This is a genomic window from Streptomyces sp. NPDC060049 (assembly GCF_042736715.1).
Taxonomy (GTDB): Bacteria; Actinomycetota; Actinomycetes; order Streptomycetales; family Streptomycetaceae; genus Streptomyces.
Map to the genome: position 1 here is coordinate 271232 of NZ_JBHWVV010000004.1, position 23516 is coordinate 294747.

General features: G+C 71.0%; 26 protein-coding genes and 1 riboswitch. Of the genes, 13 read left to right on the forward strand and 13 right to left on the reverse strand.

What is annotated here, in order from left to right; all coding sequences use genetic code 11:
• Nucleotides 1-22 precede the first annotated feature (22 nt).
• Both ACFWBY_RS08970 and ACFWBY_RS08975 read left to right on the forward strand, forming a co-directional pair.
• On the forward strand, nt 23-352 hold the full coding sequence (locus ACFWBY_RS08970) for a hypothetical protein (RefSeq protein ID WP_385340949.1): 330 nt from the start codon (nt 23-25) through the stop codon (nt 350-352).
• Between the two features lie 6 nt (nt 353-358).
• Nucleotides 359-1549, forward strand: a complete 1191-nt coding sequence (locus ACFWBY_RS08975) for a glutathionylspermidine synthase family protein (RefSeq protein WP_385340951.1) — start codon at nt 359-361, stop codon at nt 1547-1549.
• A 79-nt stretch (nt 1550-1628) separates the two neighbouring features.
• Here the strand turns inward: ACFWBY_RS08975 and rocD are convergent, their stop codons facing one another.
• Nucleotides 1629-2834, reverse strand: a complete 1206-nt coding sequence (rocD, locus tag ACFWBY_RS08980; RefSeq protein ID WP_385340953.1) for an ornithine--oxo-acid transaminase — start codon at nt 2832-2834, stop codon at nt 1629-1631.
• 110 nt (nt 2835-2944) lie between these two features.
• A riboswitch (ZMP/ZTP riboswitch) is annotated at nt 2945-3035 on the forward strand.
• 35 nt (nt 3036-3070) lie between these two features.
• Between rocD and glyA the strand changes: the two genes are divergently transcribed.
• From glyA to ACFWBY_RS09000, 4 genes are all read left to right on the forward strand, one after another.
• Complete coding sequence (gene glyA, locus ACFWBY_RS08985; RefSeq protein WP_385340955.1) at nt 3071-4339, forward strand: serine hydroxymethyltransferase; 1269 nt, start codon at nt 3071-3073, stop codon at nt 4337-4339.
• 168 nt (nt 4340-4507) lie between these two features.
• Nucleotides 4508-5521 carry a tryptophan--tRNA ligase gene (trpS, locus tag ACFWBY_RS08990; RefSeq protein ID WP_385340957.1) on the forward strand — a complete coding sequence of 338 codons (1014 nt, stop codon included), beginning with the start codon at nt 4508-4510 and terminating at the stop codon, nt 5519-5521.
• Nucleotides 5522-5649: 128 nt separating this feature from the next.
• Nucleotides 5650-6258 carry a 2'-5' RNA ligase family protein gene (locus tag ACFWBY_RS08995; RefSeq protein WP_385340958.1) on the forward strand — a complete coding sequence of 203 codons (609 nt, stop codon included), beginning with the start codon at nt 5650-5652 and terminating at the stop codon, nt 6256-6258.
• A 145-nt stretch (nt 6259-6403) separates the two neighbouring features.
• Nucleotides 6404-7396 carry a YihY/virulence factor BrkB family protein gene (locus ACFWBY_RS09000; RefSeq protein WP_385340960.1) on the forward strand — a complete coding sequence of 331 codons (993 nt, stop codon included), beginning with the start codon at nt 6404-6406 and terminating at the stop codon, nt 7394-7396.
• Here ACFWBY_RS09000 and ACFWBY_RS09005 read toward each other — a convergent pair.
• The gene (locus ACFWBY_RS09005) at nt 7344-8588 is read right to left on the reverse strand and encodes a D-alanyl-D-alanine carboxypeptidase family protein (RefSeq protein ID WP_385340962.1); all 1245 of its coding nucleotides are present in this window, start codon (nt 8586-8588) and stop codon (nt 7344-7346) included. The two genes, ACFWBY_RS09000 and ACFWBY_RS09005, sit on opposite strands and share 53 nt — an antisense overlap.
• A 121-nt stretch (nt 8589-8709) precedes the next feature.
• Between ACFWBY_RS09005 and ACFWBY_RS09010 the strand changes: the two genes are divergently transcribed.
• The 3 genes from ACFWBY_RS09010 to ACFWBY_RS09020 all read left to right on the forward strand — a co-directional run bounded on the left by ACFWBY_RS09010 (nt 8710) and on the right by ACFWBY_RS09020 (nt 12028).
• Complete coding sequence (locus ACFWBY_RS09010; RefSeq protein WP_385340963.1) at nt 8710-8970, forward strand: SCO4848 family membrane protein; 261 nt, start codon at nt 8710-8712, stop codon at nt 8968-8970.
• Nucleotides 8967-10340, forward strand: coding sequence for a metallophosphoesterase (locus ACFWBY_RS09015; protein ID WP_385340965.1), 1374 nt, complete (start codon nt 8967-8969; stop codon nt 10338-10340). The genes ACFWBY_RS09010 and ACFWBY_RS09015 overlap by 4 nt, the downstream gene beginning before the upstream one ends.
• A 131-nt stretch (nt 10341-10471) precedes the next feature.
• Nucleotides 10472-12028: an ABC transporter substrate-binding protein gene (locus tag ACFWBY_RS09020; RefSeq protein WP_385340983.1), complete on the forward strand. Its 1557-nt coding sequence runs from the start codon at nt 10472-10474 to the stop codon at nt 12026-12028.
• Nucleotides 12029-12053: 25 nt separating this feature from the next.
• On the opposite strand, the gene ACFWBY_RS09025 is transcribed toward ACFWBY_RS09020, so the two are convergent.
• From ACFWBY_RS09025 to ACFWBY_RS09045, 5 genes are all read right to left on the reverse strand, one after another.
• Nucleotides 12054-12782, reverse strand: a complete 729-nt coding sequence (locus tag ACFWBY_RS09025; protein WP_385340967.1) for a TetR family transcriptional regulator — start codon at nt 12780-12782, stop codon at nt 12054-12056.
• Nucleotides 12783-12793: 11 nt separating this feature from the next.
• Nucleotides 12794-13240 (reverse strand): thiol-disulfide oxidoreductase DCC family protein, encoded by a 447-nt coding sequence (locus ACFWBY_RS09030; protein ID WP_385340969.1) that lies wholly within the window; start codon nt 13238-13240, stop codon nt 12794-12796.
• Nucleotides 13216-13620, reverse strand: a complete 405-nt coding sequence (locus ACFWBY_RS09035) for a hypothetical protein (protein WP_385340971.1) — start codon at nt 13618-13620, stop codon at nt 13216-13218. The genes ACFWBY_RS09030 and ACFWBY_RS09035 overlap by 25 nt, the downstream gene beginning before the upstream one ends.
• Nucleotides 13621-13746: 126 nt before the next feature.
• Nucleotides 13747-14505: an alpha/beta fold hydrolase gene (locus ACFWBY_RS09040; protein ID WP_385340973.1), complete on the reverse strand. Its 759-nt coding sequence runs from the start codon at nt 14503-14505 to the stop codon at nt 13747-13749.
• A gap of 57 nt (nt 14506-14562) precedes the next feature.
• Nucleotides 14563-15153, reverse strand: a complete 591-nt coding sequence (locus tag ACFWBY_RS09045; protein ID WP_385340975.1) for a hypothetical protein — start codon at nt 15151-15153, stop codon at nt 14563-14565.
• 71 nt (nt 15154-15224) lie between these two features.
• Between ACFWBY_RS09045 and ACFWBY_RS09050 the strand changes: the two genes are divergently transcribed.
• Both ACFWBY_RS09050 and ACFWBY_RS09055 read left to right on the forward strand, forming a co-directional pair.
• Nucleotides 15225-15599, forward strand: coding sequence for a hypothetical protein (locus tag ACFWBY_RS09050; RefSeq protein WP_385340977.1), 375 nt, complete (start codon nt 15225-15227; stop codon nt 15597-15599).
• 19 nt (nt 15600-15618) lie between these two features.
• The gene (locus ACFWBY_RS09055) at nt 15619-15813 is read left to right on the forward strand and encodes a hypothetical protein (protein ID WP_385340978.1); all 195 of its coding nucleotides are present in this window, start codon (nt 15619-15621) and stop codon (nt 15811-15813) included.
• Nucleotides 15814-15970: 157 nt separating this feature from the next.
• Here the strand turns inward: ACFWBY_RS09055 and ACFWBY_RS09060 are convergent, their stop codons facing one another.
• From ACFWBY_RS09060 to ACFWBY_RS09080, 5 genes are all read right to left on the reverse strand, one after another.
• The gene (locus tag ACFWBY_RS09060; protein ID WP_385344027.1) at nt 15971-16738 is read right to left on the reverse strand and encodes a succinate dehydrogenase iron-sulfur subunit; all 768 of its coding nucleotides are present in this window, start codon (nt 16736-16738) and stop codon (nt 15971-15973) included.
• The gene (sdhA, locus tag ACFWBY_RS09065) at nt 16738-18492 is read right to left on the reverse strand and encodes a succinate dehydrogenase flavoprotein subunit (protein WP_385344030.1); all 1755 of its coding nucleotides are present in this window, start codon (nt 18490-18492) and stop codon (nt 16738-16740) included. The genes ACFWBY_RS09060 and sdhA overlap by 1 nt, the downstream gene beginning before the upstream one ends.
• Before the next feature lie 23 nt (nt 18493-18515).
• On the reverse strand, nt 18516-19007 hold the full coding sequence (locus ACFWBY_RS09070; protein ID WP_385344033.1) for a succinate dehydrogenase hydrophobic membrane anchor subunit: 492 nt from the start codon (nt 19005-19007) through the stop codon (nt 18516-18518).
• 5 nt (nt 19008-19012) lie between these two features.
• A complete protein-coding gene (gene sdhC / locus ACFWBY_RS09075; protein WP_385344036.1) occupies nt 19013-19393 on the reverse strand; it encodes a succinate dehydrogenase, cytochrome b556 subunit in 381 nt (126 codons plus the stop codon).
• A 152-nt stretch (nt 19394-19545) separates the two neighbouring features.
• Nucleotides 19546-20151: a 2-oxo-4-hydroxy-4-carboxy-5-ureidoimidazoline decarboxylase gene (locus ACFWBY_RS09080; protein WP_385344039.1), complete on the reverse strand. Its 606-nt coding sequence runs from the start codon at nt 20149-20151 to the stop codon at nt 19546-19548.
• 383 nt (nt 20152-20534) lie between these two features.
• Here ACFWBY_RS09080 and ACFWBY_RS09085 point away from each other — a divergent pair, with 383 nt between their 5' ends.
• Together ACFWBY_RS09085 and ACFWBY_RS09090 are read left to right on the forward strand one after the other, a co-directional pair.
• Nucleotides 20535-21278 carry an RNA polymerase sigma factor gene (locus ACFWBY_RS09085; protein ID WP_385344065.1) on the forward strand — a complete coding sequence of 248 codons (744 nt, stop codon included), beginning with the start codon at nt 20535-20537 and terminating at the stop codon, nt 21276-21278.
• Nucleotides 21278-22354, forward strand: a complete 1077-nt coding sequence (locus ACFWBY_RS09090) for a hypothetical protein (RefSeq protein ID WP_385344041.1) — start codon at nt 21278-21280, stop codon at nt 22352-22354. The genes ACFWBY_RS09085 and ACFWBY_RS09090 overlap by 1 nt, the downstream gene beginning before the upstream one ends.
• A gap of 288 nt (nt 22355-22642) precedes the next feature.
• Here ACFWBY_RS09090 and ACFWBY_RS09095 read toward each other — a convergent pair whose 3' ends face one another.
• Nucleotides 22643-23515: a L,D-transpeptidase family protein gene (locus ACFWBY_RS09095; protein ID WP_385344044.1), complete on the reverse strand. Its 873-nt coding sequence runs from the start codon at nt 23513-23515 to the stop codon at nt 22643-22645.
• Nucleotide 23516 lies beyond the last annotated feature (1 nt).

The following is a 23516-nucleotide window of genomic DNA, read 5'->3' on the forward strand; positions in this document are numbered from 1 at the left end:
ACCCAGGGGGAGCGAACCACACATGGACAGCAGCGCCAGCAGTACCGGCAGCAGCACCGCGAACGCGCGCACCGCGCGCCGAATGCGCTCCGGCGCCGTCGCGCTCGGCGGCATGGGCCTCCTCGCCGCGGCCCTCGTGGCCTGCGGCAGCAGCGACGAGCCCGACAAGCGCTGCGCGGACCGCGCCACGCTCGAGAAGCTGAACACCAAGGAGTGCAAGAGCGGCGGACGCGGCTCGTACTACTACGGCGGCACCGTCACGAGGAACAAGGTCAGCGGCGGCAGCTTCGACAAGTCCGCCGTCACCCGCGGCGGCATCGGCGGCAGCCACAAGAGCTCCTCGGGCGGCTGATCCCCGGTGAAGCGCCACACCATCGAGCCCCGCCCCGACTGGCAGCAGACCGTCGAGGCGCAGGGGCTGATCTACCCCCTCACCCGCTACCCCGACGACTCCCTGCGCCCCTACTGGGACGAGAGCGCCTACTACTCCTTCTCCCTGCCCGAGATCGAGGCGCTGGAGAACGTCGTCGAGGAGCTGCACGCCATGTGCCTGGCGGCGGCGCAGCACATCGTGGACCACGACCGCTTCGCGGACCTCGGCATCACCGATCCGGAGCTCGCCGCGCTGATCGCCGAGTCCTGGCGCCGGCGCGCCGAACAGCCTTCCCTCTACGGTCGTTTCGACCTGCGCTACGACGGCACCGGCAGCCCGGCCAAGATGCTGGAGTACAACGCGGACACCCCCACCTCCCTCGTGGAGGCGGCCAGCCCGCAGTGGTTCTGGATGGAGGAGCGCTTTCCCGGAGCCGACCAGTGGAACTCCCTCCACGAGCGGCTCGTCGACGCCTGGCGCCGCCAGGCGGAGCTCCTGCCGCCCGGCCCGCTGCACTTCGCGCACTCCGAGACCGACGAGCTCGGCGAGGACCTGATGACGGTCGCCTACCTGCAGGAGACCGCCGAGCAGGCCGGCATCGACACGCGGGAGCTGTCGGTGGAGCAGATCGGCTGGGACAGCCTGTCCGGCCGGTTCGTGGACGAGAAGCTCGGCTTCATCCGCGCCTGCTTCAAGCTCTACCCGTGGGAGTGGCTGGCCACCGACGCGTTCGCCCCGCAGGTCCTCGACACGTACGACCACGGCGGCGGCTCCGGCACGACCGCCTGGATCGAGCCGCTGTGGAAGATGCTGCTCTCCAACAAGGCGCTGCTGGCGGTCCTGTGGGAGCTCTTCCCGGAGCACCCGAACCTGCTGCCCGCCTACCTGGACGGCCCGCGCGAGCTCGCCGGCACCACCGGATACGCCGCGAAGCCGCTGCTGGGGCGCGAGGGCGCGGGCGTCACCCTGCACACGGCGGGCGGCGAGCCGTTCACGCCGGAGCAGGACGAGACGTACGTCTTCCAGGGCCTCGCCCCGCTGCCCGACTTCGACGGCAACCGGGTGGTGCTCGGCGCGTGGGTCGTCGAGGACGAGGCGGCGGGGCTCGGCATCCGCGAATCGGCGGGGCCGGTCACGGACGAGTACGCCCGCTTCCTGCCCCACGTGATCCTCTGAGGGCCCTCCCTCCCCGGTGCGCCCGCGCCGCCGCCGCGGTGACGGCCAGGCCGTCTCTTTCGGATCCGAAAGAGACGACCTAAGCGGCGAGGACGGACCTGAGCTGGTCCAGGCCCCAGTCCAGGTCCTCCTTGCTGATCACCAGCGGCGGCGCGATCCGGATCGTCGACCCGTGGGTGTCCTTCACCAGCACCCCGAGTTCCATCAGCCTCTCGGAGATCTGCCGGCCCGTGCCGCGCGCCGGCTCGATGTCGATGCCCGCCCAGAGCCCGCGGCCCCGGACCGCGGTCACGGCGCCGCCGCCGACCAGAAGGTTCAGCTCCCGGTGCAGGTGGTCGCCGAGCTCGGTGGCGCGCTGCTGGTACTCGCCGGTGCGGAGCATCGCGATGACCTCCAGGGCGACGGCGCAGGCGAGCGGGTTCCCGCCGAAGGTGGAGCCGTGCTCGCCCGGCTTGAACACGCCGAGCACGTCCCGGTCGGCGACCACCGCCGACACGGGCACGACGCCGCCGCCCAGCGCCTTGCCGAGGATGTACACGTCGGGCACGACCTCCTCGTGCTCGCACGCGAAGGTCTTGCCGGTGCGGCCCAGCCCCGACTGGATCTCGTCCGCCATGAACAGGACGTTCCGCTCGCGCGTCAGTTCCCGTACGCCCCGCAGGTACCCGGCGGGCGGTACGAGGACGCCCGCCTCGCCCTGGATCGGTTCGAGCAGGACGGCGACGGTGTTGGACGTGACGGCGGAGGCGAGCGCCGTGAGGTCCCCGTACGGGACGATCTCGAAGCCCGGCGTGTACGGGCCGTAGTGGTCGCGGGCCTCGTGGTCCGTCGAGAACGACACGATCGTCGTCGTGCGGCCGTGGAAGTTGTCGGCGGCGACGACGATCTTCGCGTGGCCGTCCGGCACGCCCTTGACCTCGTAACCCCACTTGCGGGCCGTCTTGACCGCCGTCTCCACGGCCTCCGCGCCCGTGTTCATGGGTAGCACCGCCTCCTTGCCGCACAGGGCGGCGAGCTCGGTGCAGAAGTCCGCGAAGCGGTCGTGGTGGAAGGCGCGCGAGGTGAGGGTGACCCGCTCCAGCTGGGCCCGGGCGGCGTCGAGCAGACGGCGGTTGCCGTGCCCGAAGTTGAGGGCCGAGTAGCCGGCGAGCATGTCGAGGTACCGGCGGCCCTCCACGTCGGTCATCCACGCGCCCTCCGCCGTGGCGACCACGAGGGGCAGGGGGTGGTAGTTGTGCGCGCTGTGCGCGTCGGCGGAGCGGATGGCATCAGCAGTTTTCGACACGGGGTCTCCGATCGTCCGTCAAGGCCTGCGACGAGGGTGGCGTCACCTTCTAACTTCGCTCGTATACCGGACGGAGAAACCTTTCCTGTGGCGTGCCCGCTAAGGTGAGCGGTACGCACGGCGACTGGCGTACGGAGAACCAACTCCGGGGGAGTCGTGCGCGCACGACCGCATACAGGGCCGCTCGCCTGGGCCTCGCGGGGACGAGATCTGACATCGACCCCGGAGGAGCCGCCATGAGCGCGACCCACCACCCCGCCCTTCTCGCCACCGACCCCGAGCTGGCGTCCTTCGTCGCCGCCGAGGAAACGCTGCAGGCCCAGACCCTGCGCCTGATCCCGAGCGAGAACTACGTGTCCGCGGCCGTGCTGGAGGCCTCCGGCACGGTGCTGCAGAACAAGTACAGCGAGGGCTACCCCGGCCGGCGCTACTACGAGGGCCAGCAGAACATCGACCGGATCGAGGCACTGGCCGTCGAGCGGGCGAAGGGCCTGTTCGGGGTGGACCACGCCAACGTGCAGCCGTACTCCGGCTCCCCGGCGAACCTGGCCGTGTACCTGGCCTTCGCCAAGCCCGGCGACACGGTGATGGGCATGGCCCTGCCGATGGGCGGGCACCTGACGCACGGCTGGGGCGTCTCGGCGACGGGCTCCTGGTTCCGCGGCGTGCAGTACGGCGTCCAGGCCGACAGCGGCCTCGTCGACTACGACGCCGTGCGCGACCTCGCGCTGGCCGAGCGCCCCAAGCTGATCTTCTGCGGCGGCACCGCCCTCCCGCGCACGATCGACTTCGAGGCGTTCGCCTCGATCGCGAAGGAGGCCGGCTCGGTCCTCGTCGCGGACGTCGCGCACATCGCGGGCCTGATCGCGGGCGGGGCGCACCCGTCCCCCGCCGGGCACGTGGACGTGATCTCGACGACCACCCACAAGACCCTGCGCGGCCCGCGCGGCGCGATGCTGATGTGCCGCGAGGAGCACGCCAAGGCCATCGACAAGGCCGTCTTCCCGGGCCTCCAGGGCGGCCCGCACAACCAGACGACGGCCGGCATCGCGGTGGCGCTCCACGAGGCGGCGCAGCCGTCGTTCGTGACGTACGCCCACGCGGTCGTCGCGAACGCCAAGGCGCTGGCCGCGGCACTGCTGGAGCGCGGCTTCGACCTGGTCTCGGGCGGCACGGACAACCACCTGATCCTGATCGACCTCACCGGCAAGGAGGTCCCGGGCAAGATCGCGGCGAAGGCGCTGGACCGGGCGGGCATCGTCGTCAACTACAACACGGTGCCGTTCGACCCGCGCAAGCCGTTCGACCCGTCGGGCATCCGGATCGGCACGCCGTCCCTGACCTCCCGGGGGCTGGGGACCGAGCACATGCCGGTCGTCGCGGACTGGATCTCCCGCGCGGTGTCCGCCGCCGCGCGGTCGGACGAGCCGGCACTCGCCGCCGTCCGCGCGGAGGTCTCGGACCTGATGGCTGCCTTCCCGGCCCCGGGGCTCCCGCTCGCCTGACCCGCGCCGGCGGGTTGGATCCGCAAAGCGGTCGCTCGGCCGAGGCAAGATCCGGACGGGCCGCTACCGCCCGGTACCGCCGGGGGGCCGGGGCCGCGGCGGGGCGACCCGCCGGGTTCCGGCCAGCGGCGGGCCGGAGCTCGTCATCGCACCTGAGAGAATGGGGGCATGGCTTCTGATCGTCCTCGCGCGCTCTCCGGCATCCAGCCCACCTCCGGTTCGTTCCACCTCGGGAACTACCTCGGAGCCATCCGTCAGTACGTCGCCCTGCAGGAGACGCACGACGCCTTCTACATGGTCGTCGACCTGCACGCGATCACCATGCCGCAGGATCCGAAGGATCTCCGCGCGAACACCCGCCTCTCCGCCGCGCAGCTGCTCGCCGCCGGCCTGGACCCCGAGCGCTGCACGCTGTTCATCCAGAGCCACGTGCCCGAGCACGCCCAGCTCGGCTGGGTCATGAACTGCATCACCGGCTTCGGTGAGGCCAGTCGGATGACGCAGTTCAAGGACAAGTCCGCCAAGCAGGGCGCCAACAACGCCACCGTCGGCCTGTTCACGTACCCGATCCTCCAGGTCGCCGACATCCTGCTCTACCAGGCGAACGCCGTCCCCGTCGGCGAGGACCAGCGTCAGCACATCGAGCTGACCCGCGACCTGGCCGAGCGCTTCAACACGCGCTTCGGGAAGACCTTCACCCTTCCCGCCGCGCACATCGTCAAGGAGGTCGCGAAGATCTACGACCTCCAGGACCCGGCGATCAAGATGTCGAAGTCGGCCTCGTCCCCCAAGGGCCTGATCAACCTCCTCGACGAGCCCAAGGCGACCGAGAAGAAGATCAAGAGCGCGGTCACGGACACCGAGGCCGTGGTCCGCTTCGACACGGAGAACAAGCCGGGCGTCAGCAACCTGCTCACGATCTACTCCACCCTCACGGGCGAGTCCATCCCCGCCCTCGAAGCCGCGTACGAGGGCAAGGGCTACGGCGCGCTCAAGACCGACCTGGCCGGCGTGATGGTCGATTTCGTCACACCCTTCAAGCAGCGCACCCAGGAGTACCTGGACGACCCGGAAACCCTGGATTCCCTGCTCGCGAAGGGTGCGGAGAAGGCCCGGGCGGTCGCCGCGGAGACCCTGGCACAGGCGTACGACCACCTCGGTTTCCTGCCCGCGAAGCACTGACGGGAAGCGAAGGGAAAGAGGGCCCTGGCGATCTGGGGGGTGCTGCCGCCACACTGGGGCGGCAGCACACACGCGGCGCACGGGCCGCACACGGACGACGCGCGGGACGACAGGCGGAGGAGACATACGTGGGGACCGTAACGCTCGGCGTTTCGATCGCGGTCCCGGAGCCGTACGGCAGCAGCCTCCAGGAGCTGCGCGCCGGCTTCGGGGACGCCGCCGCGCACGGGATTCCCACGCACGTCACCCTCGTACCGCCGACCGAGGTGACCGCGGACCGGCTTCCGCTGATCGGCGCCCACCTGGCCGAGGTCGCGGCCGCCGGCCGCCCCTTCGCGATGCGGCTGGCCGGTACGGGAACCTTCCGCCCCCTCTCGCCGGTCGTCTTCGTCCAGGTCGTCGAGGGAGGCCCCGACTGCACCCGGCTCCAGAGCCAGGTCCGCGACCCGGACGGGCCGATCGACAGGGAGCTGGCCTTCCCGTACCACCCGCACGTCACGGTCGCCCACGGGATCTCCGAGGAGGCGATGGACCTGGCGTACAGCACGCTCGCGGACTACGAGGCCGGGTGGATCTGCTCCGGTTTCGCGCTCTACGAACAGGGCTCGGACGGGGTCTGGCGCAAGCTGCGGGAGTATCCGTTCGGCAGTGGCGCGGCCGGCGTTCCGGCGCAGCCGGGGTCGGCGACCGACAGTGCGGCGAGTGCCGCCGGCGAGGCGACCGTACGCCGTTCCTGACGCAGGAACCGGAACAGGAAGCTGATCCTTCGCAGGACCAGGGCGTGGAACGGACGAGCCGTCGGGCGAAAAGTCACAATCGACGACCGTAGTACCCAAAACCGGCAATACCGGCTATTTGCGATGCCTCATTTACGGTGACCGTATGGACTGGCTGACGAAACTCCCGGTGATCGGGCCCCTGGTGTCCGCCCTCATGCGGACCCGCCTGTGGCGTTCGTACCAGCGTCTCGACCGCGTCCACTGGACCCGGCTCGCCGCCGCCATCACCTTCATCAGCTTCCTCGCGCTCTTCCCGCTGATCACCGTGGCCGCGGCGATCGGCGCCGGCCTGCTGAGCCAGGACCAGCTCGACAAGCTCCAGAAGACCCTCGCCGAACAGGTCCCCGGCATCTCCGACCAGCTCGACATCGACGCCCTCGTCGCGAACGCCGGCACCGTCGGCCTGGTCGCCGGCGCCCTCCTCCTCTTCACCGGCATCGGCTGGGTCGGCTCGATGCGGGACTGCCTGCGCGCCGTATGGGACAAGGACGACGAGGACGAGGGCAACCCATTCGTCCGCAAGGGCAAGGACGCGCTCGTCCTCATCGGCCTCGGCGGCGTCGGTCTGGCGTCGGCCGCCGCCTCGATCTTCGGCTCCAGCGCGGTCGGCAAGGCCGGCGACTGGCTGGGCGTGCCGCGCGAGGGCGCGGGCGGAGGCCTGCTGCGGGGCGGGGCCTTCCTCGTCGGCGTCGTGGCCGCCCTGCTGGTCCTGCTCTACGTCCTGACCCTGCTCCCCGGCGTCGAACCGCCGCGCGGCCGCCTGATCCAGGCGGCCCTCATGGGCGCGGCCGGCTTCGAGCTCCTGAAGCTGCTGCTCAGCGGCTACATGCGGGGGGTCGCCACGAAGAGCATGTACGGGGCCTTCGGCGTGCCGATCGCGCTGCTGATCTGGATCAACCTCACGGCGAAGCTGCTGCTGTTCTGCGCCGCCTGGACGGCGTGCCGGGACGACGAGGACGGGGAGGGGGCGCAGGACCCGGAGCCGGGCTCCGCGCCTCCGGCTTCCTCCACCGGGTCATCGGCCCCCGCGGCCGGCGGGGCCGTCACGCCCGGCCGCGAGCCCGGCGGCCGCGGCCCCGCGGCCGGCGCCGGCTGACCGCGTACGTACCGCCGGCCACGACGGCCAGGACCCCGCCCGCGACGCCCAGCGCCGTACCGACCCCGCCGCCCGAGCCGCCACCGGACGCCGACGGGTTGTTCTCGTGCGACTGGGCGGGGGAGCCGTGCGGGGAGGTGTCGGCGCTCTTCGGCGGCACCAGCTCGCCCACCGGCTTGACCTTCCCGGCCGCCGCGAAGCCCCAGTCGAAGAGGTCGGCGGTCTCCTCGTACACGGAGTTGGCGCCGCCGGTACCCGGGTTCATCACCGTGACCAGCAGCTTCTTGTCGCCGCGCTGGGCGGCGCCGGTGAAGGTGGAGCCGGCCATCGTCGTGTTGCCGTTCTTCACCCCGGCGATGCCCTTGTAGGGGCTGATGCCGCCCGCGCCGGTCATCAGCCGGTTGGTGTTCTGGATCTCGAAGCTCTCGCGCGTCTTGCCCCCCTCCTGCCGCCCGGGGAACTTGGCGCTGGCCGTGCCGCAGTACTCGCGGAAGTCCTGCTTCTGCAGCCCGGAGCGGGCGATGAGGGTGAGGTCGTAGGCGCTGGAGACCTGGCCCGGGGCGTCGTAGCCGTCGGGGGACACCACGTGCGTGTCCAGGGCCTGGAGCTCCTCGGCGTGGGCCTGCATGTCGTTGACGGTCTTCTCGAAGCCGCCGTTCATCGCGGAGAGGACGTGAACGGCGTCGTTGCCGGAGCGCAGGAACACCCCCAGCCACAGGTCGTGGACGCTGTACTCGGTGTCCTCCTTGATCCCGACCAGGCTGGAACCGGAACCGACCCCGGACAGCTCCTGATCGGTGACCTTGTGGACCTGGTCCTTGGGCAGGCTCGGCAGCACGGTGTCGGCGAAGAGCATCTTCATGGTGGAGGCCGGGGGGAGCCGCCAGTGCGCGTTGTGCGCCGCGAGGACCTCGCCCGTCTCGGCGTCGGCCACGATCCAGGACCGCCCCGAGAGGTTCGCCGGCAGCGCGGGCGCGCCGGGCAGCAGGTTGACCTGCGTACCGGGCTGTCCGAGTGACGCGCCGCCGACCGACGACATCGAGACGGGCGGCGCGGGCGCCTTGGGCGGCTGCCCCTTCCCGTCGGCGGGCGGCGTCGGCGCGGCGTGCGCGGGGGACGCCAGCAGGGCCGGGACCAGCAGTGCGGGAAGTGCGGCGGAAAGGACCGTCAGTGCGGTCTTCTTGGCAGACACGCAGGTGAAAGTACATCCCGATTCTCTGATGAACAGCGCGGACCGGCCGACTTGCCGCAACCACCGCCGGGACAGCCCACCCCCGCGCGTCCGTCCCGGGGAGGAAACCGATACTGAGGTCATGAGACTCAGCCGCACCGCTTCCTGGTTCCTGCTCGCCTTCGGCGCGTGGAGCTGGTTCATCTGGGTGTCTTTCATTCGGAACCTGTGGAAGGACGGAAGCGGCCAGGCGTTCGACGCCGCGGGGGACCCGACCGCATACTTCTGGGTCCACCTTCTCCTGGCAGTGACGTCCTTTCTCCTGGGGACGGCCGTCGGAGTGATCGGGTTGCGCGGGGTGCGGGCGTTGCGGCGCGGATCACGTGAGGAGACGGGCGCGTGACGATCGCTCTGGCCGTGGCCGCGGTCCTGCTCGTACTGGCCCTCCTGGCGCTGGTCCACCGCTGGCTCTGGGTCCGCCTGGTCCGTGACACTACGGCCCCGGGCGGCCGCGCCCGCCGGGCGGGCACGGTCCTGGCCCTCGCCCTCCCGCTGCTCGCCCTGGCCGCCCTGGTGGCGGGCCGCGCCGGCCTCCCCTTCCGGATCCAGCAGGCGGTCTCCTGGCCGGGCTACCTCTGGCTGGCCGTCCTCCTGTACCTGACCCTGGCCATGCTCGTGGCCGAGGCCGTCCGAGCGCTCTGGCTCCGCCGGCGGACCGCGGCCGCCGCGGGTCCCGGGGCGGAGCCCCGCGCCGCGGCCCCGGCGCACGCTCCGGCGCGGCGGGAGGGGGCGGAGCGGGGGACCGCGCCGCAGGCCGCCCTCGCGGCCCCCGCCGAGCCCGCGACCCTGACCAAGCCCGCGACCCTGACCAAGCCCGCGACCCTGACCGAGCGGGCGGCCCTGACCGAGCCGGCGGCCCCCGCCGGGCCGGCCACCCCCGGTCCCGACGGGCTCAGCCGGCGCCGCTTCGCGCGGACGGTCGCCGGGGCGGCCGGCGCCGCCGCGATCGGCACCGTCGGCTACGGCACGTACGGGGTCATGCGCGGGCCGCGCGTCAAGCGGGTCCGGGTACCCCTCGCCAAGCTGCCCCGTGCGGCGCACGGCTTCCGCATCGCCGTCGTCAGCGACGTCCACCTCGGGCCCGTCCTCGGCCGCGCCCACACCACGCGCATCGTCGACACGATCAACCGCACCCAGCCCGACCTCATCGCCGTCGTCGGCGACCTCGTGGACGGCAGCGTCGAGGACCTCGGGTCCGCCGCCGAGCCGCTCCGGGGCCTGCGCGCGCGGCACGGCTCGTACTTCGTGACCGGCAACCACGAGTACTTCTCCGGGGCCCAGCAGTGGGTCGACCACGTCCGCGAGCTCGGCCTGACGCCCTTGGAGAACGCCCGGCGCGCGCTCCCGTACTTCGACCTCGCCGGCGTCAACGACGTCCAGGGGGAGTCGGAGGGGCACGGCCCCGACTTCGCCGCCGCGCTCGGAGACCGCGACCGCGCCCGCAGCTCCGTCCTCCTCGCCCACCAGCCCGTCGTCATCGACGAGGCCGTGCGGCACGGCGTCGACCTCCAGTTGTCGGGGCACACCCACGGCGGTCAGCTCTGGCCCGGCAACTACCTCGCCGAGCTCGCCAACCCCACCGTCGCGGGGCTGGAGCGCTACGGCGACACGCAGCTCTACGTCTCGCGCGGGGCGGGTGCCTGGGGGCCGCCGGTGCGGGTCGGAGCGCCCTCGGACATCACAGTCGTCGAACTCGCCTCATATCAGGCGTGAACCACCCGAACCTCCAAGTGCACACCGTGAATCGGCCTTCCCGAGGCTGAAATTCCGTGATCAGATGACCGATAATCGGATAGCTGGTCGCGTACATCGGTGTGCGGCCACGTGGGGTGGAGTCAAGGATGTTGCGGTCTGTCCGCTCGAAAGCCATCGCGGCCGGGCTGGTCCTCGGGGTCGCCGGCGTCGCCACCTGGCAGTTGCTGCCGCAGGGCGCCGGTGACGGCAAGGCGATCCGCGTCGGCACGAGCGACGTGGTCTCCTCCCTCGACCCGGCCGGGGCGTACGACGCAGGCTCCTGGGCCCTGTTCAGCAACGTCTACCAGTCGCTGCTGACCATCCGGACCGGGTCGGGCACCCCGGTGCCCGACGCGGCCTCCTCCTGCCAGTTCATCGGGGCGAAGCTCACCACCTACCAGTGCGAGCTGCGCGCGGACGTGAAGTTCTCCTCCGGCCGCGCGGTCACCGCCGAGGACGTCAAGTACTCCTTCGACCGCATCAAGGCGATCAATTCCGACCAGGGCCCCGCGCCGCTGTTCAACACCCTGGAATCGGTCAAGGCCGAGGGCCGCTTGGTCACCTTCAACCTGTCGGCCGGCGACGCGACCTTCCCCTTCAAGATCGCGACGGGCGCCGCCTCGATCGTGGACAGGGACAAGTACCCGGCCAAGGCCCTGCGCGAGGACGAGAAGGTCGACGGCTCCGGGCCGTTCACCCTCGGCGACTACGTGGCCGGCACGCGCGCCGAACTCAAGCCGAACTCCTCGTACAAGGGCCAGGGCAAGGTCTCCAAGAGCGACGTCACCGTGCGGTACTTCAAGGACTCGGCGCAGCTGGAGCAGGCCTGGAGCGACCACGGCATCGAGGTCGCCCACCGCGACATGCCGCCGGCCGTCCTCGCCGCCCTCAACCCGGGCCTGAAGGACACCCGCTACCAGACCTCGGGCGGCACCGAGACCCGCGGCATGGTCTTCAACGTCCGCGGCGGCTCCACGGTGGCCCAGCCCGCCGTCCGCCAGGCCGTCGCCGCCGTCCTGGACCGCGCCAAGCTGGCCGGCGAGGTCTACAAGGGCACGGTCACCCCGCTGTACTCGCTCGTCCCGGCGGGCATCGCCGCCCACAGCACGCCGTTCTTCGACACGTGGCCGTCCCCGAACGGCACCACGGCGAAGAAGCTGCTCAAGGACGCCGGCGTCACCACCCCGGTCCCGATCACCCTCGGCGTCAACACGCGCGGCGCGAACATGCCCGAGGCGGAGGAGATCAAGGCGCAGCTGGAGTCGACGGGCCTGTTCCAGCTGACCATCAAGCCCGTCGAGAAGTGGGAGGACTTCCAGAAGGCTTACGCGGCGGGCGAGTTCGACGCCTACACGATCGGCTGGATCGCCGACTTCCCGGACGCGGACAACTTCCTCGCCCCGCTCGTCGGCCGCGACTCCTCCATGAACAACGGCTTCTCCGACAAGGCCGTCGACGACCTCATCACCCGCACCCAGTCCTTCTCCGACCGGGGCGCCGCGGCGAACGACTTCCGCGAGCTGCAGAAGCTGGTCGCCCAGCAGGTCCCGATGCTGCCGATCTGGCAGAAGAAGGACTACGTGATGTCCCGCGAGGCCGTCACCGGAGCGCAGTACCTCTCGGACGGCACCGGCGTGTGGCGCCTGTGGGAACTCAACTGGCTCTGAGCCCGACCGCGCGGCCCGGCCGGCGTCAGGAAGGGTCCGGGTCGGGGTCCGAGGCGCGCTTCTTGGAGACCGCCGTCTGGGCCATGCCCGGCAGGAAGTCCGCGAACAGCTCGTGGACCTCCCGCACCAGCGGCCGCAGCACCCGGAACCGGGCCAGGACGATGCCCCGGGTCGTCAGTTGCGCGCCGCGGTCGGCGAGCCGGCGGGTCTTCTCGCTGTTCGGGGAGCGGTCGAAGACCCAGTAGAGGACCAGGCCCATCTGCGAGAGCCACATCAGCTCCGGCAGTACGTCGGCCAGTTCCTCGGGGACCTTGGTCTTCGCTCCCGCCAGCACCTCGCGGTGCATGTCGATCGCCTGCTTGCGGGCCGGCTCCGACTCCTGTGAGAAGGGGCTGAGCGGGCTCTCGGGGTCCGCGGCGTTCTTGAAGAACTGCGAGGCGAACTCGTGGTACGGCTCGGCGATGTCGAGCCAGCTGGTGAGCACGCCCGCGAGCCGCTTCTGCAGATCGCTCTCGCTGTCCAAGATCGGCCGGACGGCCGCCAGGTGCGCGGCGCCGATCCGGTCGTAGAACCCCTGGACCAGGTGTTCCTTGGACTCGAAGTAGTAGTAGGCGTTGCCGACCGATACCCCGGCCTCCTTGGCGATACCGCGCATCGTCGTCTTGTCGAAGCCGCGCTCCTGGAAGAGGCGGAGCGCGGTCTCGAGGATGAGCGTGCGGGTCTGCTCGCTCTTTGGAGCCTTCTGATCAGTCACGGTGCATGAGCCTATCGGGGTGCCGGGCAGTGGTCGTCACAGGCCGGTTCCTCCGGCCCGTCCGAACCGTCCCGCACGGCCGCCCGCCACTTGGCGGCGGTGTACATGGCGGCCCGGGCGAAGGGCCGGCCGGCCGGTGTGGCCAGCCAGTTCGCCTTCGGCCGGTGCTCGGCCAGCGCCCACAGGCAGACGATGAAGGCGTCCGTTCCGGTCCACACCTGACCGGCGTCCCCGATGACGGTGATCTCCCGCAGCGTCGAGGCGTGGTCGAGCCGCGGGTAGCGGCGCTGCGCCTCGAAGGAGGCCGCGGGCAGGAGCCGTAGGGGCACCAGCCAGCGCTGGGCGAGGAGCCAGTGCCGGATGTGGACACAGAGCGGGCACCTCGCGTCGTAGAGCACCGTCAGGTGCCGCGTCACCGCGGTGGTCACGGTGATCAGGCCCCGGCGGGCGCGGTCCACCCCTGGGGGGCGACCGGCGGGGTCTGCTGGCGCTCCATGATGGTGCGCCGGCGCATCTTGTTCAGGACCCAGACGTTGCCGAGGTGCATGACGCCGAGCACCAGGAGCACGACGCCGATCTTGACCGAGAGCGCCTCGAAGAGCCCGCGGGCCTCGAGGATGGTCTCGCCGGCCCGCAGGTACAGGGTCACGAAGCCGATGTTGACGAGGTAGAACCCGACCACCAGGAGGTGGTTGACGGCGTCCGCGAGCTTCTCGTTGCCCTGCAGGACGTCGGCGATGAAGATGCGGCCGTTGCGGCTGAGCGTGCGGGCCACCCAGATGGTGAGTCCGATGCTGATGACCAGGTAGATGACGTACGCGACCACGGTGAGGTCCATTGCCCTCGCCCCCTTTGAACATGTTCAACTGCTGACAGCGCTGACTGTAGCCCCATTTTTGAACAGGTTCAAGCAAACGTCGCGGTCCGTCTCCCGGGCATCCGGGCAGCGCCGCACGCCTGCGCGTCAGGAGCTCGCCAGGAACTCCAGCAGCAGCCCGTTGGTCTCCTCCGGGCGCTCCAGGGACGGGAGGTGGCCCGCCCAGTCCAGCTCGACGTGGACGGCGCCGGGCACCAGGGAGGGGAGCGCGGCGGCGAAGTCCCGGAAGTCGGGGATGTCGTGCGCGCCGCCGACCGCGAGGACGGGGGCGGTGATGGCGGCCAGGTCGACCGGCGGCTCGGGGAGCTCGTGGTCCCCGGTGGCCGCGGGCTCGGACCGGAAGTTGCCCAGCTGCATGTCCCGTACGAGGCGGTGGGCCTCGGGGGCGGCCTCCGGGCCGAGCCACTGGCGGGCGTTGAGCTCGGCCGCGCCCTCCAGGTCGCCGGCGTCCAGCAGGGCGCCCTCGGCGGCGTTGAAGGCGAGCAGTTCGGGCCCGCGCCGCTGCGCGGGCCGGGCCGGGCAGAGCAGCGCCAGCGCGCTCACCCGGTCCGGATGCAGGGCGGCCAGCGTCAGCGCGACCCGCCCGCCGTAGGAGGCTCCGACGAACGCGGCCCGCCGGATCGAGAGGTGGTCCATCAACTCCCGGACGTCCCCGTAGTCGCTGTACGGGGCTTCGGCGGCGGGGGAGTCGCCGCAGGTCCGGAAGTCCGCCCGGACCACCCGGAACCCGGCATCGGCCAGGGGCCGCCACTGCGGCTCCCACATCCGCCGGTCGCATACGGAGGAGTGCAGCAGTACGACGGCCGGCGCGCCCGCGGGCCCGTCCACATCATGAGAAAGGATCATGCGCCGATAGTGCGCGACCGGCCCCCGACCCGCCACCGGGTTCCGGACCCGACCGCGTCACATGCTCAGCGCGCGGGCCTGGTTGAGCTGGCTCATGACCCACATGTACGTGCCCTGGTCGACGGCCGGGATCATCGTCGAGTGGTGGCGGCCGCCGCTGTTGACCGTGATCTGGATGTAGCCCGTGGTGCGGCGCTCCTTCATCAGGAGGAAGAACAGGCCGAGCAGGCAGAACAGGAAGAAGATGACCGCGAGGACGATCGCGTGCGCCGGGATCTTCTCCTCCGTCCGGGAGAAGTCGGTGGCGTTCCAGACCGCGCCCCTGAGCGGCATCGTGCCCGACGGGGTGATGATCTGGTCCCCCGCGATGGTGATGTCGCCGAGGGACAGTCCGGCCGGGTGCCCCGAGGGCGCCGCCGCGGGCATCGGGGCGGGCATCGGGGCGGGAAGGCCCGCGCCGCCGATGGTCGGCTGGTAGGCCGGGGGCTGCGGGTAGCCGTAGCCGGCCTGGGCCGGTCCCGGCTGCGGATAGCCGTAGCCGGGCTGTGCGGGGTAGCCGTAACTCGGCTGGCCCGGGATGGAGTTGTGGTCACCGTAGCCGCCGGGGCCGGGACCGCTCGTGTAGGGATTGGGCTGCTGCTCACTCATGCAGCCGATAATTCCACAGGCGTCCGCAGGCCAGTAGGCAGATTGTCGGTGCCCGGCCCTAATCTCCGGGCATGGGAAGTGTGATCTTCGTCGACGAGACGACTGCCGGGGGCCGTACCGACGGCTGGGGAATGGAAGTCGCCGAAGAGCGGCTGGCGCTGCGCGAGTTGATCCGCAGGCGGATATTCCAGGAAGTGGCCGAGTCCGAGGCCTCCGGCAGCCGCCTGGTGCGGCCCGCCGAGGAGGGCGGCCGGGTGGATCCGCAGGCGCAGACCGAAGCGGCGCTCGCCGCGTTCGGGCGCAACGGGTTCCTCGTCCTGGTGGGGGACCGTCAGATCACCGAGCCGGACGAGGAGATCGACCTCCCGCTCGGCACCGAGGTCACCGGAGAGGATGCCTCAGCCTTCAGGCCGAGGAGGAATCCGGCTTCCCGCCTGGTGGGGTAGGGGTAGCCGAGAGCGGCTGGTGCCGAGGCCGGCGATCGCCGGCCGCTGCACGATCGAGGTCCGACGGCGGCCCCGGGGCCGCTCCCCGGACGCGGGCTACCTGCCGTTCGAGGGTGACCGGACCCTGGCGGTCATCCTCAGCAAGGCGATGCTGCTGGCCGACGACACCGCCATCACGGACCCGACCATCACCAGCCAGATCCGCGGGGGCTGACACGCCGAAGGCCCCGCCCCCACGGATCGGATCCGGGGGAGCGGGGCCTTCGGCGTCCACCGGCCTCAGCCGAGGCCGGCGGACGGAGTCCGGCGCAGCGCCTCGAAGTGCGGGAGGCCCGCCAGGGCCGAGCGCTGCGAGAGGCGCGTCGAGATGGCTAGAAGCGGCGGGTGATGAGCGCCCGCTTCACTTCCTGGATCGCCTTCGTGACCTCGATGCCGCGCGGGCAAGCGTCGGTGCAGTTGAAGGTCGTGCGGCAGCGCCACACGCCGTCCTTGTCGTTCAGGATCTCCAGCCGCTGCTCGCCGGCCTCGTCACGCGAGTCGAAGATGAAGCGGTGCGCGTTGACGATCGCCGCCGGGCCGAAGTACTGGCCGTCGTTCCAGAACACCGGGCACGAGGACGTGCACGCGGCGCACAGGATGCACTTGGTGGTGTCGTCGAAGCGCTCGCGGTCCTCGGCGGACTGCAGGCGCTCGCGCGTCGGCTCGTTGCCCTTGGTGACCAGGAACGGCATGACGTCCCGGTACGCCTGGAAGAAGGGCTCCATGTCGACGATGAGGTCCTTCATCACCGTCAGGCCCTTGATGGCCTCGACGGTGATCGGCTTCTCCGGGTTGATGTCCTTGATCAGCGTCTTGCAGGCGAGCCTGTTCTTGCCGTTGATCCGCATCGCGTCGGAGCCGCAGATGCCGTGCGCGCACGAGCGGCGGAAGGTGAGCGAGCCGTCCAGGTCCCACTTGATCTTGTGGAGACCGTCGAGCACGCGCTCCTTCGGGTCGATCTCGATCTGGAAGTCCTGCCACTGCGACTCTTCCGAGATCTCCGGGTTGAAGCGGCGGATCCGGAACGTCACCGTGATGAACGGCGAGGCGGCGGCCGCCTCCTCCATCTTGTCCGTCTTGCTGAGGGTCGGGGTGGCCATCAGTACTTACGCTCCATCGGCTGGTAGCGGGTGACGACGACGGGCTTGTAGTCCAGGCGGACCGAGTCCTGGCCGTTGTCGTCGACCTCGCGGTACGCCATGGTGTGGCGCATGAAGTTGACGTCGTCGCGGTTCGGGTAGTCCTCGCGGTAGTGACCGCCGCGGGACTCCTTGCGCGCCAGCGCGGACACGGCCATGACCTCGGCCAGGTCGAGCAGGTTGCCCAGCTCGATGGCTTCCAGCAGGTCCGTGTTGAAGCGCTTGCCCTTGTCCTGGACGGACACGTTCTTGTAGCGCGCGCGCAGCTCCGCGATCTTCTCGACCGCGGTCTTGATGGTCTGCTCGGTGCGGAACACCATCACGCAGGCGTCCATCGTCTCCTGGAGCTCCAGGCGCAGGTCGGCGACCCGCTCGTTGCCCGTGGAGCTGCGCAGCTGCTCGACCAGGTCGATGACCTGCTGCGCCGGGTTCTCGGGCAGCTCGACGTAGTCGTTCTCGTGCGCGTACCGAGCCGCGGCGATGCCCGAGCGCTTGCCGAAGACGTTGATGTCCAGCAGCGAGTTGGTGCCCAGGCGGTTCGCGCCGTGCACCGACACGCACGCGACCTCGCCGGCCGCGTACAGGCCCGGAACGACGGTGGTGTTGTCCATGAGGACCTCACCCTCGACGTTGGTCGGGATGCCGCCCATGGCGTAGTGCGCGGTGGGCTGGATCGGGATCGGATCCGTGTACGGCTCGATGCCGAGGTAGGTGCGCGCGAACTCGGTGATGTCCGGGAGCTTCGCGTCGAGCTGCTCCGGCGGCAGGTGCGTCAGGTCCAGGTACACGTGGTCGCCGGCGGGACCGCAGCCGCGGCCCTCGCGGATCTCCGTGTAGATGGAGCGCGAGACGACGTCACGGGACGCGAGGTCCTTCATGACCGGCGCGTACTTCTCCATGAAGCGCTCGCCGTCCTTGTTGCGGAGGATGCCGCCCTCACCGCGGGCGCCCTCCGTCAGCAGGATGCCCATGCGCCAGATGCCCGTCGGGTGGAACTGGAAGAACTCCATGTCCTCGAGCGGCAGGCCGCGGCGGTAGCAGGCCGCCTGGCCGTCACCCGTGAGGGTGTGCGCGTTGGAGGTCACCTTGAAGAACTTGCCGGTGCCGCCGGAGGCGTAGATGACGGACTTCGCCTGGAACACGTGGATCTCGCCGGTGGCGAGCTCGTACGCGACCACGCCGGCCGACTTCTTGACGCCGTCCTCCTCGACCAGGAGCTGGTCCAGGACGTAGAACTCGTTGAAGAACTCCACGCCCTCCTTGACGCAGTTCTGGTACAGCGTCTGGAGGATCATGTGACCGGTGCGGTCCGCGGCGTAGCAGGACCGGCGGACCGGCGCCTCGCCGTGGTTGCGGGAGTGGCCGCCGAAGCGGCGCTGGTCGATGGTGCCGTCCGGAGTGCGGTTGAACGGCAGGCCCATCTTCTCCAGGTCGAGGACCGCGTCGATGGCCTCCTTCGCCAGGATCTCGGCGGCGTCCTGGTCGACCAGGTAGTCACCGCCCTTGACCGTGTCGAAGGTGTGCCACTCCCAGTTGTCGTCCTCCACGTTGGCGAGCGCGGCGGCCATGCCGCCCTGCGCGGCGCCCGTGTGGGAGCGGGTGGGGTAGAGCTTCGTCAGCACCGCGGTGCGGCTGCGCTTCGTCGATTCGATGGCGGCGCGCATGCCCGCGCCACCTGCGCCGACGATGACGGTGTCGTACTTGTGGATCTTCATTGGTTTCGCCTCAGCCCCGTTGCCTAGCGGATGTTCGGGTCGAAGGTGAAGATCACCAGCGTGCCCAGAAGAATGGTGAACACCGTGGCGGTGTAGAGCAGGCCCTTGAGCCACAGACGCGTGTTGGCGCGCTCCGCGTAGTCGTTGATGACGGTACGCAGACCGTTCGAGCCGTGCAGCATCGCGAGCCACAGCATCAGCAGGTCCCAGCCCTGCCAGAACGGGGAGGCCCAGCGGCCGGCCACGAAGGCGAAGCCGACCTTGGAGACGCCGCCGTCCAGAACGAGCTGGATCAGCAGGTGGCCGATGACCAGGACGACGAGCACGATGCCCGAGAGGCGCATGAAGAGCCACGCGACCATCTCGAAGTTGCCGCGGGTCGAGCGCGGGGTCTTGCCCGTGCGCTGGCGCGGGGCCTCGATGTACGGCGCCGGGTTGTCGACGTCGTACAGGGAGACGGCCTCGACGTCGCCGACGGCCTTGTTCATGTTGGCGGAAGAAGTGTCAGAAGACATGCGTGTCACTTCCCGAACAGTTCGAGGTACGCGTGGCCGAGGACGGGGTACAGGGCCCCGGCCATCAGTACGACCCAGATGCCCACGACGGACCAGAGCATCTGCTTCTGGTAGCGCGGGCCCTTGGACCAGAAGTCCACGGCGATGACACGGAGACCGTTGAGCGCGTGGAACAGGATGGCGGCGACGAGGCCGTATTCCAGCAGCGCGACGATCGGAGTCTTGTAGGTAGCCACGACATCGTCGTACGCCTCGGGGGAGACGCGGACGAGAGCGGTGTCGAGGACGTGTACGAACAGGAAGAAGAAGATGAGGACGCCGGTGACTCGATGAGCCACCCAGGACCACATTCCTTCCCGGCCGCGGTACAACGTTCCAGCCGGCACGGAAAACCCTCCGGAAGCGGGGCGGGGGCCAGCCGGCTTCTTTGTCGGTCGGGCCCGGCCGGGTACGGTCCTCCGGCCCCGGACATCGTAGCGACGCTTTGTCGGTTCCCTCGCGCGGGGGCCATCGGTGTGATCAAACAGGCACGGACGGACTATCCCACAGGGGCAAATAGCCCGAATTCGACAGCGGACACACCATCTGTCGAGGTCAGCCAGCGTGTCAGATCGGCCAGCCGGACCTGCGCGACACGTCGGAGCTCGTCCGCGGAGATCGCGCGCTCCTCGTCCACCTCCAGGTGCATCCGCCGCCGGATCGCCGCCAGCAGCTCGTCCGCCTGCTCCTCGGGGGTGTGCCCGTCGAGGCAGATCACGAAGGCGTGGCCGAAGGTCCGCTCGTACTCCGAGTGGGCGGCGTCCAGCGCCAGCAGCGCGGCGTAGGAGGCCCCCCGCTCGAGTTCGGGCGGGAACTCGCAGGCCAGCGCTTCGGAGAGGTCCGCCTGGGAGAGGTCGTAGGAGGCTTCGTCCGCGGCGGCGAGCAGCGTGGCGTGGTCGGGGTAGGGGCGGTGGGCGGCCACCCGGTGGGCCCAGCGCCGGCTGCCGCAGCAGTGCAGCAGGACGCCGTGGGCGGCTTCGGGGGACAGGGCGTTGAAGCGCGCGAGCCCCGTGCCTCGGGAAGGGTCGGAGCCTCCGCGGGCCTGTGCCGGAAGGTGGCTGGACAGCGGGGGGCTCCTCGTGGCGTGGCGCGGGTGTCCCGCCACGCTATCGACGTGGGGCCGGGAGTGTCGTACCCATCCCGGGGTTTTCACCCGGAAGTGAGCCGAAAGGATGACAAGGCCGCATGTGGGGGTCGCCTGCGGCGCGAGGGGGCGGCCGGGCATGATGGCCGTGGGACCGCCGGGAGGCGCCGGAAAGGGGAGGGCGACCGAGGCCGCCACCCCCCACAGGAGAGGCCCCGGCCGCCATCCGTCACGGACTCGTGCGACAAGCCCGTACCCCTGTCAGCGCCTCCGGTGCGTTTTGTGTCACACCTCGCTCCGCGCAGGAGTGGTTGCTCGTTGTACAACTCGTGGACGACGGTGCTTGAAACCCGTAACGTGCTGATTTGCGCCACACGTACAGGACAGTGAACGGGTTGGGGACTTTGCTGGGGGACGACGCGGAGCTGACCACCGCGGTGCTCGCGGCACAAGACGGCGACGAGAACGCGTTCCGTACTGTGTACCGCGCCGTGCACCCACGCCTGCTCGGATACGTCCGCACCCTCGTCGGCGACGGCGACGCGGAGGACGTCACCTCCGAGGCCTGGCTGCAGATCGCCCGCGACCTCGACTCCTTCACCGGCGACGCCGACCGCTTCCGCGGCTGGGCCGCCCGGATCGCCCGCAACCGCGCCCTCGACCACATCCGGATGCGCGGCCGGCGCCCCGCCGTCGGCGGCGACGAGACCGAGCTGTCGGGCCACGCCGCCGAGTCCGACACCGCCGTCGAGGCCATGGAGTCCCTCTCCACCTGCCGCACGATGGCGCTCATAGCCCAGTTGCCGCAGGACCAGGCGGAAGCCGTCGTCCTGCGGGTCGTCGTCGGCCTGGACGCCAAGAGCGCGGCCGAGACCCTGGGCAAGCGGCCCGGCGCGGTACGCACCGCCGCGCACCGGGGCCTGAAGAAACTGGCCGAGTTGCTCGGCGCGGAGGGCGGTTTCGAGCCCGGCTCCGACATCGGCTCCGGACCGGGGCGCCGCCTCGGCGATAATGACGGTGGCCAGGCACGGGACGCAGGGGGCGGGAGGGATCTCGACGGCGTCCCGGCGCAGCGCGGCCATGGCGGGGGACTCGTAGAACAAACCGGTGTGACGCATTCACGTTGGCGGACGCAGAAGGACATGTGATGGCCGACGAGCGCGACAGGTGGCTGGACAAGGCCGCGGCGGACAGACTGCTGCGCGGCGAACCCGCCGCACCTGGCGCCGAGCACCCGGCCGGAGCGCGGGCCGAGCGGCTGCGCGCCGCCCTCGACGCACTGGCGGGGCCGCCGACGGCCGGCGGGGAACTGCCCGGCGAAGCCGCCGCGGTAGCGGCCTTCCGTGCGGCGCGCGGCGACGTGCCCCGGGGCGGCGCCCTGGGCGCCGGAGGCTACGGAGGCGACACGCTGGTCGAGCTCGGCCGGCCTCCGGTCGCTGGCGGGGGATCGCGCAACCGCTCCGCGGGACCGGACTCGGACCCCGCCGCAGGTCGCCCCTCCACGTCCCGGCGTGCACGTCCGGCTCGTTTCGCCCTCGCCGCCGCCCTGGCGAGCGTCGCCGTGGGCGGCCTGGCGGCCGCCGCCGGAGCCGGGCTGCTCGACCGGGACAGCCACGAGAGCGCCGGGCACGTGCCCGCCGTGTCGGTGACCGGCGGGCTCTCCCCGGCGGCTTCGGGGGGCGCGGACCCGAAGTCGGTCCCGCAGCCCGGGCCGACGACCCCGCCGCGCGGCGGTGAGAGCCGGGGGGCCGGCCCGGATCCGCGGAACACCCCGGGCGGCGAGGAGCATCGCTCGACGCAGCCCGGTGACGGCTCGACCGGGGCGGACGGCACGGCCACGACGGGGCCCTCCGCGGGAGGTTCTCCCGGTGGGACCGGCTCGACGGGCGACCGGGAGGGCAGGGACCGCTTCGCCGAAGGCGGCACCGAGGGCGGCACCGAGGGCGCCGCGGAGAAGGAAGCGGGGACCCGGACCCGATCGGTGGCGCTGTGCAAGGAGTTCCGGGCGGGCCGGCTCGACAACGACGGCCGGGAGAAGCTCGTGACCCTGGCCAACGGGCTCCTGCGGGTCCCGCGCTACTGCCAGGTGGTGCTCGACGGGACCCCGGGCGGCGGTACGGGGAAGAATTCGTCCGTCTCGACGGGAGGCATACCGCCGATGACGACGCTGGAACCGTCGCGGCCGCTCACGGACGGGCCCGCGGGGTCGATCAAACGCCGCTGAGAGCGGCTCGGCCGACCGTAGGACCGGGTAACGGACACTGTCCTGAAACAGACCCCGACCCGGCTGTAACACTTTTCGAACCGACGGCGCAGTACGTTACGAGCCGACTGGTCATCGGCCGCGCATGAGCCGGGGTTCCCCCCGTACCCCTGGGCTCTGCGCAACCGGCGCGGGCGGGATTCGTTCCCCCGATCCCGCCCGCGCCCTCAACGTCCGACCCGTCGCCGACAGGCCGGCGGACGACCCGCCGGCAGACGGCCCACTCCACTCCGGCGGCCCGCCCGCGGCTCACCAGTAGACGACGACCTTGTCGCCGACCTGGACCGCGTCGAACAGCGCCGCCAGCTTGCCCTTGTCCCGGACGTTCACACAGCCGTGCGAGGCGCCGGCGTAACCGCGGGCGGCGAAGTCCGACGAGTAGTGCACGGCCTGGCCTCGGCTGAAGAACATCGAGTACGGCATCGGCGTGTGGTAGATCGTCGACGTCCAGTCCTTGGCCTTCCACTCGACCTTGAACTCGCCCTCGCGGGTCGGGGTGTTCTCCGAGCCGAAGCGGACGTCCAGGGTGGAGACGACCTTTCCGTCGATCATCCAGGCGAGGGTGCGGCTCTCCTTGCTGATGCACATGACGCGGCCCGTCATGCAGCGCGGGTCGGGCGCGTCGGCCTCGTTGACGGCCGGCGGGCGCAGCTCGTCGGCGGTCGGCTTCTTGGTGAGGCCCTGGATCTTCTTCCAGGTGGGCTCGTCCACCCCGCCGGTGGCGGTCAGCTTGTTCTTCGACTGGAAGGACTTCACCGCGGCGGTCGTCTTCGAGCCGTAGAAACCGGTCGGCGCGACCGACATCAGCTTGAGCTGACGCAGCCGGGCCTGAAGCTCGCGCACCTGCTCGCTGTCGTCGCCGTTGGCCATGACCTGCTTCACGGTCGGCGACGGCGAGGCGGAGGCCGAGGGGGAGGCCGAAGCCGACGGGGACGGCGAGGCGTCGCCGGGCTTGGGGTCCGCGGACGGCGAGGTTTCGGGAGAGGCGACCGCCGTGGGCGACGCGGGCGCGGAAGAACCGGAGCCCGTGGCTTCCGACTTCTGCGGACCGCAGGCGGTCGCGGCGAGTGCGACGGCGGTGGCCAGGCCCAGCGCGCGGACTATGACTTTCTGGCGGTGCATT